This window comes from Streptomyces sp. NPDC023157, assembly GCF_055560575.1.
Genome location: NZ_JBVHIL010000005.1, coordinates 204,691 through 218,510, shown reverse-complemented (window position 1 = coordinate 218,510; position 13,820 = coordinate 204,691). Strand labels below are relative to the sequence as shown.

Genomic DNA, 13,820 nt, shown 5'->3' with positions numbered 1-13,820 from the left:
GCCGCAGGAGGAGAAACCCCATGCGTGTCGTCGAAGTCACCGCCTACGGCGGACCCGAGGTCCTGAGCATGGCCCGCCGCCCGGAACCCGAGGCCGGGGACGTGCCGGGCAAGGTACGGGTACGGCTCAAGGCGGCCGGTGTGACCGTGGCGGACCTGAGGATCAGGTCCGGCCGGTACGTCGACGCGATCGGGGGCCTGCGCCCGCCCTTCGTCCTCGGCACGGACTTCGCGGGCCGCCTCCTCGACCCGGCGCCCGGCCCGACCGGCACCCTCGCGGCCGGCACCCGGGTGGCGGGCTTCATGCCCTGGTTCGACGAGCTGACCGGCGAGGGCACGTACGCGGAGGTCATCCGCGTCGACCCGGCATGGCTGGCCCCGCTCCCCGACGACGTCGACTTCACCGCCGCCGCGTCCGTGCCCCTGGCCGCGATCACCGCCCGCCAGGGCCTCGCCAGACTCGCCCTCCCCGCCGGCTCCACCCTCCTCGTCACCGGCGCCAGCGGCGTCGTCGGCCGCTTCGCCGTCCAGTTGGCGGCGGCGGCCGGCCTGCGGGTGGTGGCCGTCACCTACGAGGGCGACGAGAGCGAACTGAAGGTCCTCGGCGCCCAGCACTGCGTGCCCCGCGGAGAACCGGCCCAGATGCTCACCGGGATCCTGGACTACGCCCCCGAGCGCGTCGACGGCGTCTTCGACGGCGCCCTCGTCGGCACCCCGGTGATGGCCGCCCTGAAGGACGGCGGCCGCTTCGTCTCCCTGGCCGCCGACCGCACCCCGACGGCCGAACGCGCCATCGAGGTCCACACGGTCGTGGGCCGCCCCGACGCGGCGGCCCTGACGACGATCCTGGAACAGGTCGCGGCCCGCGAGCTCATCACCCGGGTGGCCGACGTGATGCCCCTGGAGGAGGCCACCGAGGCCCACCGCAGAGCGGAGTCGGGGCACCGGCCGGGGCGGATCGTACTGATGATCTGACCCGCCCGGGGCCGGTGCGCCCGCCGCCGTCCGTACGGGCTACTCGGCGAAGAACCCCTGCACGTCCGCGATCACGTCGGCCGTCCCGCCGTGGTTGTAGAACGTCACCTTCCCGTCCTTCACCGGCACGATCACCAGGTTCGAGACCGTCGCCCCGGCCGGCACGTTCAGGTTCGACGCGCTGGTGCGGGTGGTGTCGTAGGGGTAGGCGGTGACGTACGTGTTCGTCGTCGTGTTGGTGGCGGTCACGTTGAGGACGACCGCCGTCGTGCCCGTCGCCGGGATGCCCGCCTTGCCGGCGACCGTCAGGGTGACCGTGCCGCCCGCGCCCAGCTTCGCCTTGGGGGTGCCGGTGCCCGCGCGGGTGTCGAGGAGGCGCTGCGGGTACAGCGACGAGTAGAGGGAGCCCACCCGGTCGCTGGTGTAGTAGCCGGCCACGTCGGCGATCAGGTCGACCGCGCCGGCGTGGTTGTAGAGGTCGACGCCGCCGTCCTTGACGGGGACGATCACCAGGTTGGAGCGGGTCTCGCCCGCGCCGGGGTTGAGGTGGGAGCCGACGACCGCCGCGCCCTTGGGGAGGGCGGTGACGAAGGTGCCGGTGGAGACGTTGGTGGCGGTCACGTTGAGGACGACCGCGGTGACGCCGGGGGCGTCGAGCTCGGTGCCGGTGAAGGACAGGTGGGCCCGGTTGCCGCCCGTGATCTTCGCCTTGGGTGCGCCGAGTCCGCCGCGGGTGTCGAGCGCCCGCCAGGGGGTCATCGGCCGGTACAGCGCGTTGGCGTCGTTCGCGGTGTTCGCCCCGGCGAGGTCCGCGACGAGGTCGACGGTGCCCGCGTGGTTGTAGAAGGTGACCTTGCCGTGGTCGAGGTTGGCGACGACCAGGTTGGAGACCGTCTGGCCGGCCGCGACGTTGAGGTTGGAGGCGGCGGAGCGGCCGATGGAGCCGTTGTACGCGGAGACGAAGGTCCCGGAGGTCGCGTTGGTCGCGGTGACGTGGAGGGCCACGGAGGTGGTCGTGTTCTTGTCGACGCCCGGCACGCCGGACAGGTCGAGGGTGATCGTGCCCTTGGCGCCGACCTTGCCCTTGACGACGCCGGTGCCGTTACGGGTGTCGAGGACCCGGCGCGGCGGGAGGCTGGTGAAGCTGGACTCGGCGGGGGACGTGCCGCCGCGGAGTACGGCGTCGCCGCTCACCGTCGTCGGCGCGCCGGCGGCGCCGTCGGGGCGGGCGGTCAGCGTCCACGTGTAGGCGCCGTTCGCCATGAGCGCGCCGGCCTTGTCCTTGCCGTTCCAGGCCGGGCGCAGCGCCCGCCCGTCCGTGCCGGTGGCGAGGGTGGTGACCTTGCCGGTGGTGTGGTGGCGGGCCGTCAGGGTCCAGTCGCCGAGGGGGCGGGAGGGCATCAGGGTGGTGAGGACGGTCGGGTTCTCCGGCTTGCGGCCGTCGACGAGCGCGGCCGGCGTGTCCTCGCGGGTGAGCAGCGTCAGCGGCTGGCGCGCGATGCCGCTCGGCACCACGTGCACCTGCCCCTGGGCGTCGGCGTACGCGAGGTGGCCGCCGAACTTGTCGACGGTCCAGGTGATCCGGCGCTGGGAGCTGCCCGTGTCGGGGAGGCTGCCGACGACGCGGCTGACGGCGGGCCCGGCGGTGTCGGTGCCGGTGAGGACCAGTTTCCCGGCGGCCTTGTCGTGGGTGACGACGTAGCCGTCGCCGAGGAGGGCTTCGTCGGACGGCACGGTCCGGTTGGCCTTCTCCGTACGGTCGTAGACGCCGGCGGGGCCGCTCGCGCCGCAGGACCAGTAGAGCCAGCGGCCGACGGCCTGGAGCTCCTCGGGCACGCACGGCGCGCCGGTGTTGAGGGTCTCGACGGTCTTGCCGGTCTTCAGGTCCTTCGCGGTGACCGCGCCCTTGTCGGCGCCCGCGCTCCACAGCCAGGATCCCCACAGGGCGGACGCGACGGGCGTGCGCTCCTCCAGGACCTGGGTCTTCGCGGCGTCCTGCGTCATCAGCAGCACGCGCTGCTTCGTGGACGTGTCCTTCTTGCTGTCCACGACGACGTACGAGCCGCTGAGGTCGCGGACGCGCGCCACGCCGCCCGGGTAGGCGGTGCGGAAGGTCGGCTTGTCCCAGCCCTGGACGGTGAGGTAGCCGTCGCTGCCGCCGATGTGGGTGAGGAAGCCGCCGTCGCCGGTGGGCCAGTACTCCTCGCACGCGGTGTCGCCGGCCGGGCAGGGGTCGATCCACAGGCTCTCGGTGGCGCGCTTGCCGGCGGTGAGGGCGCCGCTGGTGCTCAGGCCGCGGCTCCACGCCCTGCCGTTGGCGGACGAGTCGTCGCTGCGGTCGATGACGGCGAGCTGTCCCTGGGCGAGCGCGAGGCGCTCGACGGGGACGGGCGTGCCGGGGACCTTCTTCAGGACCGAGATCGCGGGCTTGCCGTCGGGGCCGGCGGTGATGCGGCGGACGGCCCAGTCGGAGTTGTCGGGGCCGCCGACGACGACCGCGCTGTCGGCGCCCTGGCCGATGCCGCCCCAGGTCTGGCCGGTGAGCAGGTCGATGGGCGCGCCGCCCTTGAGGGGGACGGCCTGGATCTTGCCGTACGGGTTGTGCACGACCCAGTCGCCGACGAGGGCGACCTCGTTGCCGTACACGGCGAGGGGGACCTCGACGAGCGGGGCCGTGGGGTTGGCGCGGGAGCCGACGAGGACCTTGCCGGTGCGGTAGTCGCCGTAGAACAGGACGTACTTCGACGAGATCCGGGCCCGCGTGTAGCCCGCGGGGACGGCCGGGAAGCGGCCCTGGGCCTTGCCGGTCGTGGCGTCGATCAGGGTGTAGGCGCGGTGGCCGCCCAGGTCGGGGCCCTGGAGCAGGACTGAGGACGTGTCGCCCGCGACGGCGGGCCCGTACTCGACGCCGTCCGGCTCCTCGACGAGCAGGTCGGCGGTGCCGCCTTCGGGCGTCGCCGAGAGGATGTGGGTGCGGCCCTGGGCGTCGTCGCCGACCGCGCGCAGGCCGTAGACGTTCGTGTCCTTGAGCCCGGCGGGCAGGGCGAGGGTCTCCACCCGGCCGTCGGCGTGCCGTAGTTCGGCCTTGTCGGCCGTCACGAAGGCGAGCGCGTCCGTGCCGGTGCCGCGTCCGGAGCCGGTCGCGGAGGCGATGCCGGGGATGTCGAAGGTCCTGCCGTCGGAGTAGCGCGTCCAGACGGGCTGGTTGCGCCCGTCCTCGCGGACGAAGACGCCCTCGGTGCCGACGCTGTCGGCGTCGCCGTACTCGGCCTGTCCGGCCTGGTAGACCCGCTCCCAGAGCGGGTTGTTCTTGACGGCCGCCGGGATGACCAGCTCCTGCGGCACCTCCGGCGTGTCCGCGACCGCCGGAGCGGCCAGCGGTATCAGGCCACCTGCGGCGACCGAGAGTCCGAGCGCGGTGAGGGATGCCTTCCGCGCGAGGGTATGACGAACCACCTGGTGTTCTCCCCGTGTTCCCCTGCGGGAGTCAGGTGTTCCCCCCGGCTCCCGCTGTTGTTTGTGTGGCCTGTGTTGCCACAGTCGTGTCCACGCGTTCCCCCGCGCAGGCCGAAAAGGAGCCTAACAGCGCGTCTCGCCCCGTCCCCGTGCCTTTTACGTTTGGTCTAGACCTTGACGGGTCCAGACCAATCACGCTTCGCTGGCCCTTCCCCCACCGGAAGGAAGAACCGCGTGTTGCGACGTCTTCTCACCGTTCTCGCCGCGATCTGTACGGTCGTCGGCCTCGCCGTACTCCTCCCCGCCACCTCCGCCGCCGCCGCGCCCGCCTGCGCGGCGGCCTGGAGCTCCGGCGCGGTCTACACCGGCGGCATGACCGCCTCGTACAACGGCCACAACTGGCAGGCCAAATGGTGGACCCAGAACGAGACCCCCGGCACGACCGGCCCATGGGGCGTCTGGGCCGACCAGGGCGCCTGCGGCGACGGCGGCGGCAACCCGGACCCGTCCGGATTCGTCGTCTCGGAAGCCCAGTTCAACCAGATGTTCCCGAACCGGAACCCCTTCTACACGTACGCCGGACTCGTCGAAGCCCTCAAGTCGTACCCGGCCTTCGCCACCACCGGCGGCGACACCGTGAAGAAGCAGGAGGCCGCGGCCTTCCTCGCCAACGTCAGCCACGAGACCGGCGGCCTCTACTACATCGTCGAGCAGAACACCGCCAACTACCCCCACTACTGCGACACGACCCAGTCCTACGGCTGCCCCGCCGGCCAGGCCGCCTACTACGGCCGCGGCCCGATCCAGCTCTCCTGGAACTTCAACTACAAGGCGGCCGGTGACGCCCTCGGCATCGACCTGCTGAACAACCCCTGGCGCGTCGAGCGCGAGCCGGCCATCGCCATGGCCACCGGCCTCTGGTACTGGAACACCCAGAAGGGCCCCGGCACCATGACCGCCCACAACGCCATGGTCAACGGCGCGGGCTTCGGCCAGACCATCTGGGCGATCAACGGCAGCCTCGAGTGCAACGGCGGCAACCCGGCCCAGGTGCAGAGCCGGGTCACCAAGTACCAGCAGTTCACCCAGATCCTGGGCGTCCCCGCCGGGTCGAACCTGTCCTGCTGATCAGCCCTGCCAGGCGAGGAACGAACTCCAGACGGACGGCTCGACCGCGAAGGTCGGGCCGTCCTGGACCTTGGAGTCACGGAGGTGGACGGAGTGGGGGCAGGTGGCGACTTCGACGCAGCTACCGCCGCCGTCGTCGCTGTAGGAGGACTTGTGCCAGTCGAAGGCGACTTCGATGCACTCGCCGCCGCTGTCGCTGCTGAAGCTGGACTTGAACCAGTGCAGGGTGTCGCTCAACTCTCTACTCCCGCCAACCGTTCGATGAGACCCAGTGACGTGCGCGGGTCCAGGGCCTGTGCCCGGATCTTCGCATACCGCTGCATGTACGTACTCACCTTCGACCGGTCGGAGACGAGCACGCTCTCGTCCTGGATCTCCAGGTAGACCGCATGGTCGTGCGCGGGGGTCTCGACCACGCTCAGGTTGCCCCTGGCCGCCGCGTACTCGCCTCCCAGCCCCGCATCCAACGGCAGCACCTGCAGATTCACGTTCCTCCGCCTCGCGCACTCCGCCAGATACAGCAACTGCTCCCGCATGACCTCCTCGCTCCCGATCGGCCGTCGCAGCACCGACTCGTCGAGAACCAGCTCGATCTGACACACCGGCTTCTCGCGGTCGAACAGGGCCTTACGAGCCATCCGGCCGACGACCAGTTCCTCGACCCGCTCAAGGGTCGGCTCCGGGAACCCGCCCGCGATGAGCGCCCGCATGTACGCCTCGGTCTGGAACAGCCCGTGGACGACGTGGTTCGCGTACAGCCACAGGGCGACGGCCTTCTGCTCGATCTGCGAGTAGTTGCGGAACTGCTCCGGCAGCTTCTCCAGGCTCACCGGCACCCGCAGCTCCTCGAAGATGCCGAGCCCGTCCCCGAGCACGCGTTCCAGCTGCACCAGCATCTCGTCGCTGACGGGATGGACGAACCGCTCCATCGCGCTGATCGCGGCCCCCGTGTACCCCATGAGCGCCCCTTCTCGCTCCTGAGTGAGCCCCTTTCGCAACCGCATCTTTTTGGCCAATGTCGCGGCCATTCGGGCCATCGGGCCGACGTTTTCCCTGATTTCCTCACGTGCCATCCACGTTCCCCAATCGAACTCAACCGGACTCAACCGGTCTCAACTGCTCCCCGCCGAATTCGACTGCCGACAAGGCGCGTTGACGCAGGTCAACGGTTTGCCGACGCGCCCCCGCAGTCGTGGAAAACGCTAGCGTCGAGGCGTCACCATGTCCCTGTGAATGCTTCGAAGAGTGAGCGCGACTCCGGGCCGTGTGATTGGATTCCGCTTTCCGGATTCCACCTCCGCAAGGCGGGAGTGCAATTCGACGCCGTCCGCGTCGACGGAGACGAGGGCCGCCGCCTCGCCGACTGGATGGAGTCCCTTACGGGGGGCGACCCGGGGCCGGTCGTGATGGAGGCGAACGGGCGGCGCGGGGTGTATTTCCTGGTGCCGCCGGGCTCGACGACGCACCGCGCGTGGCCGCGAGGGGTGACGCGGTTCAACGCGGGTCCGGCCCATGTGAGTTACGTGCCGGTGCCGGCGCTGACGGGGAAGACCTGGCCGCTCTCGTGGCGGTTCCCGCCGACGGAACCGGGGCGGCTGGTGCACCCGTTACTCCTGAGGAGCGCGGTGACGGAGCTGTTCGCCGATCCGTACGGCGGGAATTAATCCCGGCGCGGCCGACCCCTGTCCGATTATCGTGCGGGCGTGACCGACTGGAGTGGCGTCGTCGACGCCGAATACGCCGTGCCCGCCGACCGTGACCTGGGCGAACTCGTGGGGGAGCTGTCCCGTGCCCTCGCCGATCCGGACCCGGAGGTCCGGGACGGAGCGCCCTACGGGGTCCTGTACACCTGGCTCCAGAGCGGGGTGATCGACGAGCGGCGGCGGCTGGAGCTGGGCGACGAGATGGCCGCCCGGTTCGGGGACGCGGAGATCCAGGCCCGTACCTTCGCGCCGCTCGTCCTCGACATGATCGTGGAGGCGGGCGGTTTCAGCTCGGCCTGGGTGGACGCGTTCGCGCGCTGGTACCCGGCGGAGGAGGATCTGCGCGGCTACGACGAGAAGTTGGGCTGGCTGCACGCGGTCGCGCACGGCGCGGACCTGCTCGACCGGTTCGGGCGCCACGCCGAGGTGGACCCGGCGCGGATGCTGGAGCTGGCCGCCGCGCGGCTGACGGCGCCGACCGGGCACGTCCTGGACCAGCTGGAGGACGACCGGCTGGCGCGGGCGGTCGCCCGTGTCCTCACCCGGACCGACCTGAGTGAGCGGGACGCGACCGGGTGGCTGGACGCGATCGAGGCGGAGTTCGGGGCGGACCGGATCGTCACGCCGGTGCCCGCCCACCTCACCAACTGCCTGCGCACCCTCCGCCTGCTCTACGTCCTCGCGGACCGGGGCGTCCGCACGCCCGGGGAGGAGGAGCTGCGACCCCTGCACCACGGCGCGGCCGTGAAGGCCCGCCTCGCCGAGGTCCTGGACAGGATCGTCAAGCGCTGATCCGGCGCTGGTCAGGAGGGGCCGGGCGCATCCGCCTCGATCGCGTCCATCGCTCCGATCAGCCGCTCCAGCACCCGTACCGTCTCGTCGAACGCCTCCTGGCCGCCCAGCTCCCGCAGGAGCCGGTCGGCCAGTTCCGCGTGGCCGGGGTTGATCCGGCCGATGGCGGCGCGGCCGGTGTCGGTGGGGGTGAGGAGTTTGGCGCGGCGGTGCGCCGGGTTCGGCTGGTAGGCGGCGAGGCCCTCCTTGACCAGGAGGTCCGCGATCCGCTGGACGCTCTGGCGGGTGATGCCCATGGCGCGGGCGATCCCGGAGACGGGGAGGGGTTCGTGCAGGACGGCGCCGAGGACCTGCCACCAGGCGGCGGTGAGTCCGGCGGGTTCGGCGAGGCGTTCCGACACGGCGAGGAACTGCCCGTTGAGCCGGAAGACGCCGAGGGCCGTACGGGAGAGGGCGTCCTGGGGGCGGCGGCTCACGCGTTCAGCTCCGCGAAGGCGGCCGGGTCCGAGTCGTGGAACAGGCGGAACCAGGCGTCCCGCTTGCCCTCGTACGCGCCGAGGCGGGCGAAGATCTCGCGGGCGAAGGCCACCGGTTCGGTCGGGCCGGCGGTGATGAGGTCGCCGGCGGTGACGGCGTCGGCCTCCACGTAGTGCGCGGCGCCCGCGTAGCCGGTGGCGGCGAGGTAGAAGGAGGCCGCGCTGGTGTGGGGGAGCGCGTCGAGCAGGCCCGCGCGGGCGAGACCGGCCGTGGCGCCGCAGATCGCGGCGACCGGGACGCCCGCGTCGAGGAAGGCGCGGGCCTTGGCGGTGAAGGGGGCGAGCTCGTCGCCCTCGTCGTACTTCTCGGCGCCCGGGAGGATCAGCAGCGCGCTGTCGGCGGGGTCGAGCTCGTCGAGGGAGAGGTCCGGGAGGATCCGGATCCCGGCGAGGGTGGTGACGGGCTTCTCGGCGGCCGGGCCGACCGTGCGGACGGTGAAACCGGCGCGGGCGAGCCAGGCGGTGGCGTGGCCCGTCTCCCAGTCGGCGAGCGTGTCGTAGACGGCGAGATGAACGGTCCGGGAGGTCATCTTTGCATCCATGACAGCAGACTGTCATGATGACAGCCTGCTGTCAATGTGGTCTCCTGGTGCGGGCCGTCCGGCAACCTGTCTCGTCCGTCCCGGTCTCGGTGGACAAGATGGCCATGGCCCGCCCCACCTGCGGTTCCTTACCCTCGAAACATGACCCCTCATGTCGAGCCCGACCCCCAGGCCGGTGCGGCCGTCAAGGCCGCCGACCGCGCGCACGTGTTCCACTCCTGGTCCGCCCAGGGCCTGATCGACCCGCTCGCCGTCGCCGGCGCCGAGGGTTCGTACTTCTGGGACTACGAAGGAAACCGCTACCTCGATTTCACCAGCGGTCTCGTCTACACCAACGTCGGCTACCAGCACCCCAAGGTCGTCGCCGCGATCCAGGAGCAGGCCGGGAAGCTGGCGACCTTCGCGCCCGCCTTCGCCGTGGACGTCCGCTCCGAGGCCGCGCGCCTGATCGCCGAGCGCACCCCGGGCGACCTGGACAAGATCTTCTTCACCAACGGCGGCGCCGAGGCCGTCGAGAACGCCGTCCGCATGGCCCGTCTGCACACGGGCCGGACGAAGCTGCTCTCGGCCTACCGCTCGTACCACGGCGCCACCTCCACCGCGATCAACCTGACCGGTGACCCGCGCCGCTGGGCCTCCGACACGGCCTCCGCCGGTGTGAAGCACTTCTGGGCGCCGTTCCTGTACCGCTCGGCGTTCTACTCGACGAACGAGGCCGAGGAGAGCGCCCGCGCCCTCCAGCACCTCGAGGACACGATCGCGTTCGAGGGCCCGCAGACGGTCGCCGCGATCATCCTGGAGTCCGTGCCGGGCACCGCCGGCATCATGACCCCGCCGCCCGGCTACCTGACCGGCGTGCGCGAGATCTGCGACAAGTACGGCATCGTCCTCATCCTCGACGAGGTCATGTCCGGCTTCGGCCGCACCGGCAAGTGGTTCGCCGCCGAGCACTACGGCGTCGTGCCCGACCTGCTGACCTTCGCCAAGGGCGTGAACTCCGGCTACGTGCCGCTCGGTGGCGTCGCCATCAGCGAGAAGATCGCCGCGACCTTCGACAAGCGGCCCTACCCGGGCGGACTGACCTACTCCGGTCACCCGCTGGCCTGCGCCGCCGCCGTCGCCACGATCAACGTCATGGAGGACGAGAAGGTCGTCGAGAACGCCGCCCGCATCGGCGAGACCGTCCTCGGCCCCGGCCTGCGCGAGCTGGCCGAGCGCCACCCGTCCGTCGGCGACGTGCGCGGCCTGGGCGTCTTCTGGGCGCTTGAGCTGGTCAAGAACCGCGAGACCCGCGAGCCGCTCGTCCCGTACAACGCGGCCGGCGCGGACTTCGCCCCCATGGCGGCCTTCGCGGCCACGGCGAAGAAGAACGGCCTGTGGCCCTTCGTCAACATGAACCGCACCCACGCCGTCCCCGCCTGCAACGTCTCCGAGGCGGAGGCCAAGGAGGGCCTGGCGGCCCTCGACGCGGCCCTGACCGTGGCCGACGAACACACGGTGTGACGAGAGCGGCCCCCTCCGTGCCCTGGACTAGGGTGTCCGGGAGCCGGACGGAGGGGGCCGACCACCATGCCCGCGAGCGGAGCTGTCACCCGCAACACCTTGCGGCAGCAGATCGCGGACGCGCTGCGTGACGAAGTCCTCGCGGGGCGTCTGCGCCCCGGCGAGGAATTCACCGTCAAGCAGATCGCCGAGCAGTACGGGGTGTCCGCGACCCCCGTGCGCGAAGCCCTCGTCGACCTCTGCGCCCAGGGGCTGCTCGACTCCGACCAGCACCGCGGCTTCCGCGTCCACGAGTTCTCGGTCGCCGACTACCGGGGCATGGTCGAGGCCCGCATGCTCGTCGTCGACGGCATCTTCCGCCGCGACGCCCCCGCCACCCGGAAGACGCCCGCCGAGCCCGACCTGTCGTACGGGGTCACGCTGGTCTCCATACGGCGCCGGGGCGAGGCCGCCGCCCGCGCGGCCCGCGCCGGCGAACTGGAAGTCCTCATCGGCTACGACATCCGCTACTGGCGCGAACTGGGCCGGCTGATCTCCGCCAACGAGCACATCGCCGGCTTTCTGCACCGGCTGCGCGTCCAGGCCTGGGTCTTCTCCGTCCCGCACCTGCGCGCCGACCGCGAGTTCACCCGCTGGCTGTGGAGCGGCCACGTCGAACTCGTCGACGCGATCACGCGCGGCGACGCGGAGGCCGCCGTCACGGTCGTACGGGAGTACAACGCCCGGTCGCTGGAGTGGGCGGAGCACCTGGACGGCCTGGGGCGACCGGACCGACCGGACCGCCCGGACCGCCTGGAGCGGCGGACCGGCTGAGCGCCGGGCGGGCCGCGGGGCGGGCCGCGACGGCCGGGCCTCGCCGGGCCGGGCCGCGGCGGGTTGAGGTGGTTCCTCCAGGGGCAGTTCCCCGGCGGGGTGTGCCGGGCCGGAGGGCCCGACTACCCTGGCCGTCCCTGCATACCGCCCGTACCGACCCCAGAACTGACGGAGAGCGAGCCTCCCTTGGCCTGTGACCTGTGGCTGGTCCCCCTCGTCGACGTGTTGTGCCACAGCGCCGACAACCCCTTCGCCGAAGAGATCGCCGCCTACGACCACGCCCTCACCACGGCCGGGCTGCCGGCCGTGCCCGTCTACGCGTACATGCCGGGACTCTCCGGGGACGTCGCCCCCGTCGCCGGCTTCGACTACGAGGCCCTGCACTTCCTGCGCCGGGCCTACCTGCTGCAGATGTGCGGACTGCCCGTCGAACCCGTCGGGGAGCTCGGCGGCGACTACGAGCAGCTCCTGGAGATGTTCGAGGCGACCGCCCAGCAGTCCCACCTGGTCTGGCACTACGACCACGCGGGCGCCTACGTGCCGGTCGACTTCCCCGTACCCCTCTCGAACGACGAGCTCCTGGAGGGCGGCGGCCCGCTGGGCTCCTCGCACGGCCTGCTGCGCGAGCTGCAGTTCGTCGCGCCCGCGATCGGCATAGACCCCGCCAACCCGCCCGCCGCGCCCCAGGCCCCGGAGCGCCCCACCGCCCTGGAAGAGCCCGCCGCCCCCGTCCCGTACCAGGACGACAGCCCCTTCGCCCGCGAGCGGCACGTCTGGCTCGGCCTCCACGCGGCGGCCACCCGCAGCCTGGCCCAGGGCTCGATGATCGTCCTGAGCTGACGTCCTCGTCCCTCGTCCGGCCGGCACCCTCGTCCGGCTGACGCCCCCGCCCGGCTGACGGCCAGGCCCCGGGCCGTCCCCCACGGCCTCAGCGCGGCTCCGGCGGGCGTTGCCGCGGCATGTTCGGGCGGGTGCCCGGGGGCAGCGGGAAGCGGCCCGAGGGGTGTCCGCTCTCGGGGCGGGGCGCCGAGGTGCCGACCGACTGGAGGGCCAGCGGCGCCGGGCCCGAGCGGAACTCGACCATCCAGTCCGCCGTCTCCGCCCGGACCAGCTCCGTCACGTCCTCCGAGAAGCGGCGCAGCACGCCCAGGCAGCGTTCGGCGGCCTCGCTGGCCGTGCCCTCGGTGGGGCCGAGGACCTCGCGGACGCTCTCCGACGCCCAGTCGAACTGGAGCGCCTGGAGGCGCCGCTGCACCGCCTGCGCGGTCGCCACGTCCCTTATCCAGCCCGAGGTGAGCCCGAAGTACCGGTCGCAGGCCAGGCAGGCCGCGCCGAGCAGCAGCGAGAGGTAGCCCCAGCCGGCGGTGCCCTCGGCGGCCTTGGTCAGGTCGAGCAGCGGCAGCGCGGCGCCCGCGATCACCCCGAGGGCCGTACCCATCCGCAGCGCGCGGGCGCAGCGGCGCTTCCAGACGCGGTCGGCGAGGTACCACTCGGCGGTGCGCAGCGCGTTCGACTCGACCCAGCGGTAGAGCTCGTCGAGGCGTTCGGCGGGCTCGCCCCAGTCGCCGAGGGGGAAGGGCGCCCCGGTCAGGTCGCGGTCCGGCGCCGGACCCTCGTCCTGGCCCTGGCCCTGGCCCTGGCCCTGGCCCCTGCCTGGGTCGCCCGGGTCTTCGGGATTCCCCGGCTGCGGCTGCATGTCCGGCTGCTGGCTCACCGGGGAACTCCTCTGTTCAGCTCAGCGCTCGTGTCCTTCTGTGACGTGCGGTGCACGTGGTGCCTGCCCTTCCTACCGCCGAATGGTGGGCTGTGGGCCCGGAATCCCGCGAATTCCGCCTGCAAGAAGCTGTTGATCAGGTAGAGGAGCCCGCAGTTTCTCACTCGAAAGTGTTGTGTCGGCAGGCCGGTCGGCGACCACGTAGGCTCGGCGTATCCCCTTTTCGTATCCGTCTACGCAGACCCGCAGGAGTGAGTGACCGTGATCCCCGGTGGTGGCCAGCCCAACATGCAGCAGCTCCTCCAGCAGGCTCAGAAGATGCAGCAGGACCTCGCCCGCGCCCAGGAGGAGCTGGGGCGCACCGAGGTCGAGGGACAGGCGGGCGGTGGCCTGGTGAAGGCGACCGTGACCGGCTCCGGCGAGCTGCGCGGCCTGGTCATCGACCCGAAGGCGGTCGACCCGGAGGACACCGAGACGCTGGCCGACCTGATCGTGGCCGCCGTGCAGGCCGCCAACGACAACGCGCAGCAGCTCCAGCAGGCCAAGCTGGGCCCGCTGGCGCAGGGGCTGGGCGGCATGCCGGGGCTGGGTTTCTGACCCGTACGCCGGGCCCGCGGCGCGGTCGGCTTCCCCGTACACCTTCTGTGGCCGGTTTCCAG

Annotated in this window: 14 protein-coding genes; 8 read left to right on the top strand and 6 right to left on the bottom strand. The window is 72.0% G+C overall.

Annotated elements, in window-relative coordinates:
• Nucleotides 1-20: 20 nt before the first annotated feature.
• Nucleotides 21-974, top strand: a complete 954-nt coding sequence (locus tag ACZ3ZE_RS19630) for an NADP-dependent oxidoreductase (RefSeq protein ID WP_361168927.1) — start codon at nucleotides 21-23, stop codon at nucleotides 972-974.
• 39 nt (nucleotides 975-1,013) lie between these two features.
• On the opposite strand, the gene ACZ3ZE_RS19625 is transcribed toward ACZ3ZE_RS19630, so the two are convergent.
• A complete protein-coding gene (locus tag ACZ3ZE_RS19625) occupies nucleotides 1,014-4,430 on the bottom strand; it encodes a hypothetical protein (protein ID WP_467259931.1) in 3,417 nt (1,138 codons plus the stop codon).
• Between the two features lie 234 nt (nucleotides 4,431-4,664).
• Between ACZ3ZE_RS19625 and ACZ3ZE_RS19620 the strand changes: the two genes are divergently transcribed.
• Entirely contained in the window at nucleotides 4,665-5,558 is an 894-nt protein-coding gene (locus ACZ3ZE_RS19620) for a glycoside hydrolase family 19 protein (RefSeq protein ID WP_361620849.1), read from the top strand.
• On the opposite strand, the gene ACZ3ZE_RS19615 is transcribed toward ACZ3ZE_RS19620, so the two are convergent.
• Entirely contained in the window at nucleotides 5,559-5,795 is a 237-nt protein-coding gene (locus ACZ3ZE_RS19615) for a DUF397 domain-containing protein (protein WP_467259928.1), read from the bottom strand.
• Nucleotides 5,792-6,631 carry a helix-turn-helix domain-containing protein gene (locus ACZ3ZE_RS19610; RefSeq protein WP_467259925.1) on the bottom strand — a complete coding sequence of 280 codons (840 nt, stop codon included), beginning with the start codon at nucleotides 6,629-6,631 and terminating at the stop codon, nucleotides 5,792-5,794. Before ACZ3ZE_RS19610 ends, ACZ3ZE_RS19615 begins: the two co-directional genes overlap by 4 nt.
• A gap of 237 nt (nucleotides 6,632-6,868) precedes the next feature.
• Between ACZ3ZE_RS19610 and ACZ3ZE_RS19605 the strand changes: the two genes are divergently transcribed.
• Nucleotides 6,869-7,222, top strand: coding sequence for a hypothetical protein (locus tag ACZ3ZE_RS19605; RefSeq protein WP_442303646.1), 354 nt, complete (start codon nucleotides 6,869-6,871; stop codon nucleotides 7,220-7,222).
• Between the two features lie 39 nt (nucleotides 7,223-7,261).
• Entirely contained in the window at nucleotides 7,262-8,053 is a 792-nt protein-coding gene (locus tag ACZ3ZE_RS19600) for a DUF2785 domain-containing protein (protein WP_363290458.1), read from the top strand.
• 11 nt (nucleotides 8,054-8,064) lie between these two features.
• Here ACZ3ZE_RS19600 and ACZ3ZE_RS19595 read toward each other — a convergent pair whose 3' ends face one another.
• Nucleotides 8,065-8,529 carry a MarR family winged helix-turn-helix transcriptional regulator gene (locus ACZ3ZE_RS19595; protein ID WP_361168951.1) on the bottom strand — a complete coding sequence of 155 codons (465 nt, stop codon included), beginning with the start codon at nucleotides 8,527-8,529 and terminating at the stop codon, nucleotides 8,065-8,067.
• Entirely contained in the window at nucleotides 8,526-9,119 is a 594-nt protein-coding gene (locus ACZ3ZE_RS19590) for a DJ-1/PfpI family protein (RefSeq protein WP_361621003.1), read from the bottom strand. Before ACZ3ZE_RS19590 ends, ACZ3ZE_RS19595 begins: the two co-directional genes overlap by 4 nt.
• A 153-nt stretch (nucleotides 9,120-9,272) precedes the next feature.
• On the opposite strand from ACZ3ZE_RS19590, the gene ACZ3ZE_RS19585 reads away from it, so the two are divergent.
• From ACZ3ZE_RS19585 to ACZ3ZE_RS19575, 3 genes are all read left to right on the top strand, one after another.
• Nucleotides 9,273-10,634 (top strand): aspartate aminotransferase family protein, encoded by a 1,362-nt coding sequence (locus ACZ3ZE_RS19585; protein ID WP_361168954.1) that lies wholly within the window; start codon nucleotides 9,273-9,275, stop codon nucleotides 10,632-10,634.
• Between the two features lie 66 nt (nucleotides 10,635-10,700).
• Nucleotides 10,701-11,447 (top strand): GntR family transcriptional regulator, encoded by a 747-nt coding sequence (locus tag ACZ3ZE_RS19580; protein ID WP_363290457.1) that lies wholly within the window; start codon nucleotides 10,701-10,703, stop codon nucleotides 11,445-11,447.
• Nucleotides 11,448-11,633: 186 nt separating this feature from the next.
• The gene (locus tag ACZ3ZE_RS19575; protein WP_361168960.1) at nucleotides 11,634-12,287 is read left to right on the top strand and encodes a hypothetical protein; all 654 of its coding nucleotides are present in this window, start codon (nucleotides 11,634-11,636) and stop codon (nucleotides 12,285-12,287) included.
• 88 nt (nucleotides 12,288-12,375) lie between these two features.
• Here the strand turns inward: ACZ3ZE_RS19575 and ACZ3ZE_RS19570 are convergent, their stop codons facing one another.
• A complete protein-coding gene (locus ACZ3ZE_RS19570; RefSeq protein ID WP_467260217.1) occupies nucleotides 12,376-13,143 on the bottom strand; it encodes an SLATT domain-containing protein in 768 nt (255 codons plus the stop codon).
• 279 nt (nucleotides 13,144-13,422) lie between these two features.
• On the opposite strand from ACZ3ZE_RS19570, the gene ACZ3ZE_RS19565 reads away from it, so the two are divergent.
• Nucleotides 13,423-13,758 carry a YbaB/EbfC family nucleoid-associated protein gene (locus ACZ3ZE_RS19565; protein WP_329428382.1) on the top strand — a complete coding sequence of 112 codons (336 nt, stop codon included), beginning with the start codon at nucleotides 13,423-13,425 and terminating at the stop codon, nucleotides 13,756-13,758.
• Nucleotides 13,759-13,820 lie beyond the last annotated feature (62 nt).

Bases quoted from the DNA above. Each gene is read 5' to 3' on its own strand.
- ACZ3ZE_RS19630 (WP_361168927.1), top strand. From the start codon at position 21: ATGCGTGTCGTCGAAGTCACCGCCTACGGCGGACCCGAGGTCCTGAGC.
- ACZ3ZE_RS19570 (WP_467260217.1), bottom strand. From the start codon at position 13,143: ATGCAGCCGCAGCCGGGGAATCCCGAAGACCCGGGCGACCCAGGCAGG.
- ACZ3ZE_RS19580 (WP_363290457.1), top strand. From the start codon at position 10,701: ATGCCCGCGAGCGGAGCTGTCACCCGCAACACCTTGCGGCAGCAGATC.
- ACZ3ZE_RS19585 (WP_361168954.1), top strand. From the start codon at position 9,273: ATGACCCCTCATGTCGAGCCCGACCCCCAGGCCGGTGCGGCCGTCAAG.
- ACZ3ZE_RS19590 (WP_361621003.1), bottom strand. From the start codon at position 9,119: ATGACCTCCCGGACCGTTCATCTCGCCGTCTACGACACGCTCGCCGAC.
- ACZ3ZE_RS19610 (WP_467259925.1), bottom strand. From the start codon at position 6,631: ATGGCACGTGAGGAAATCAGGGAAAACGTCGGCCCGATGGCCCGAATG.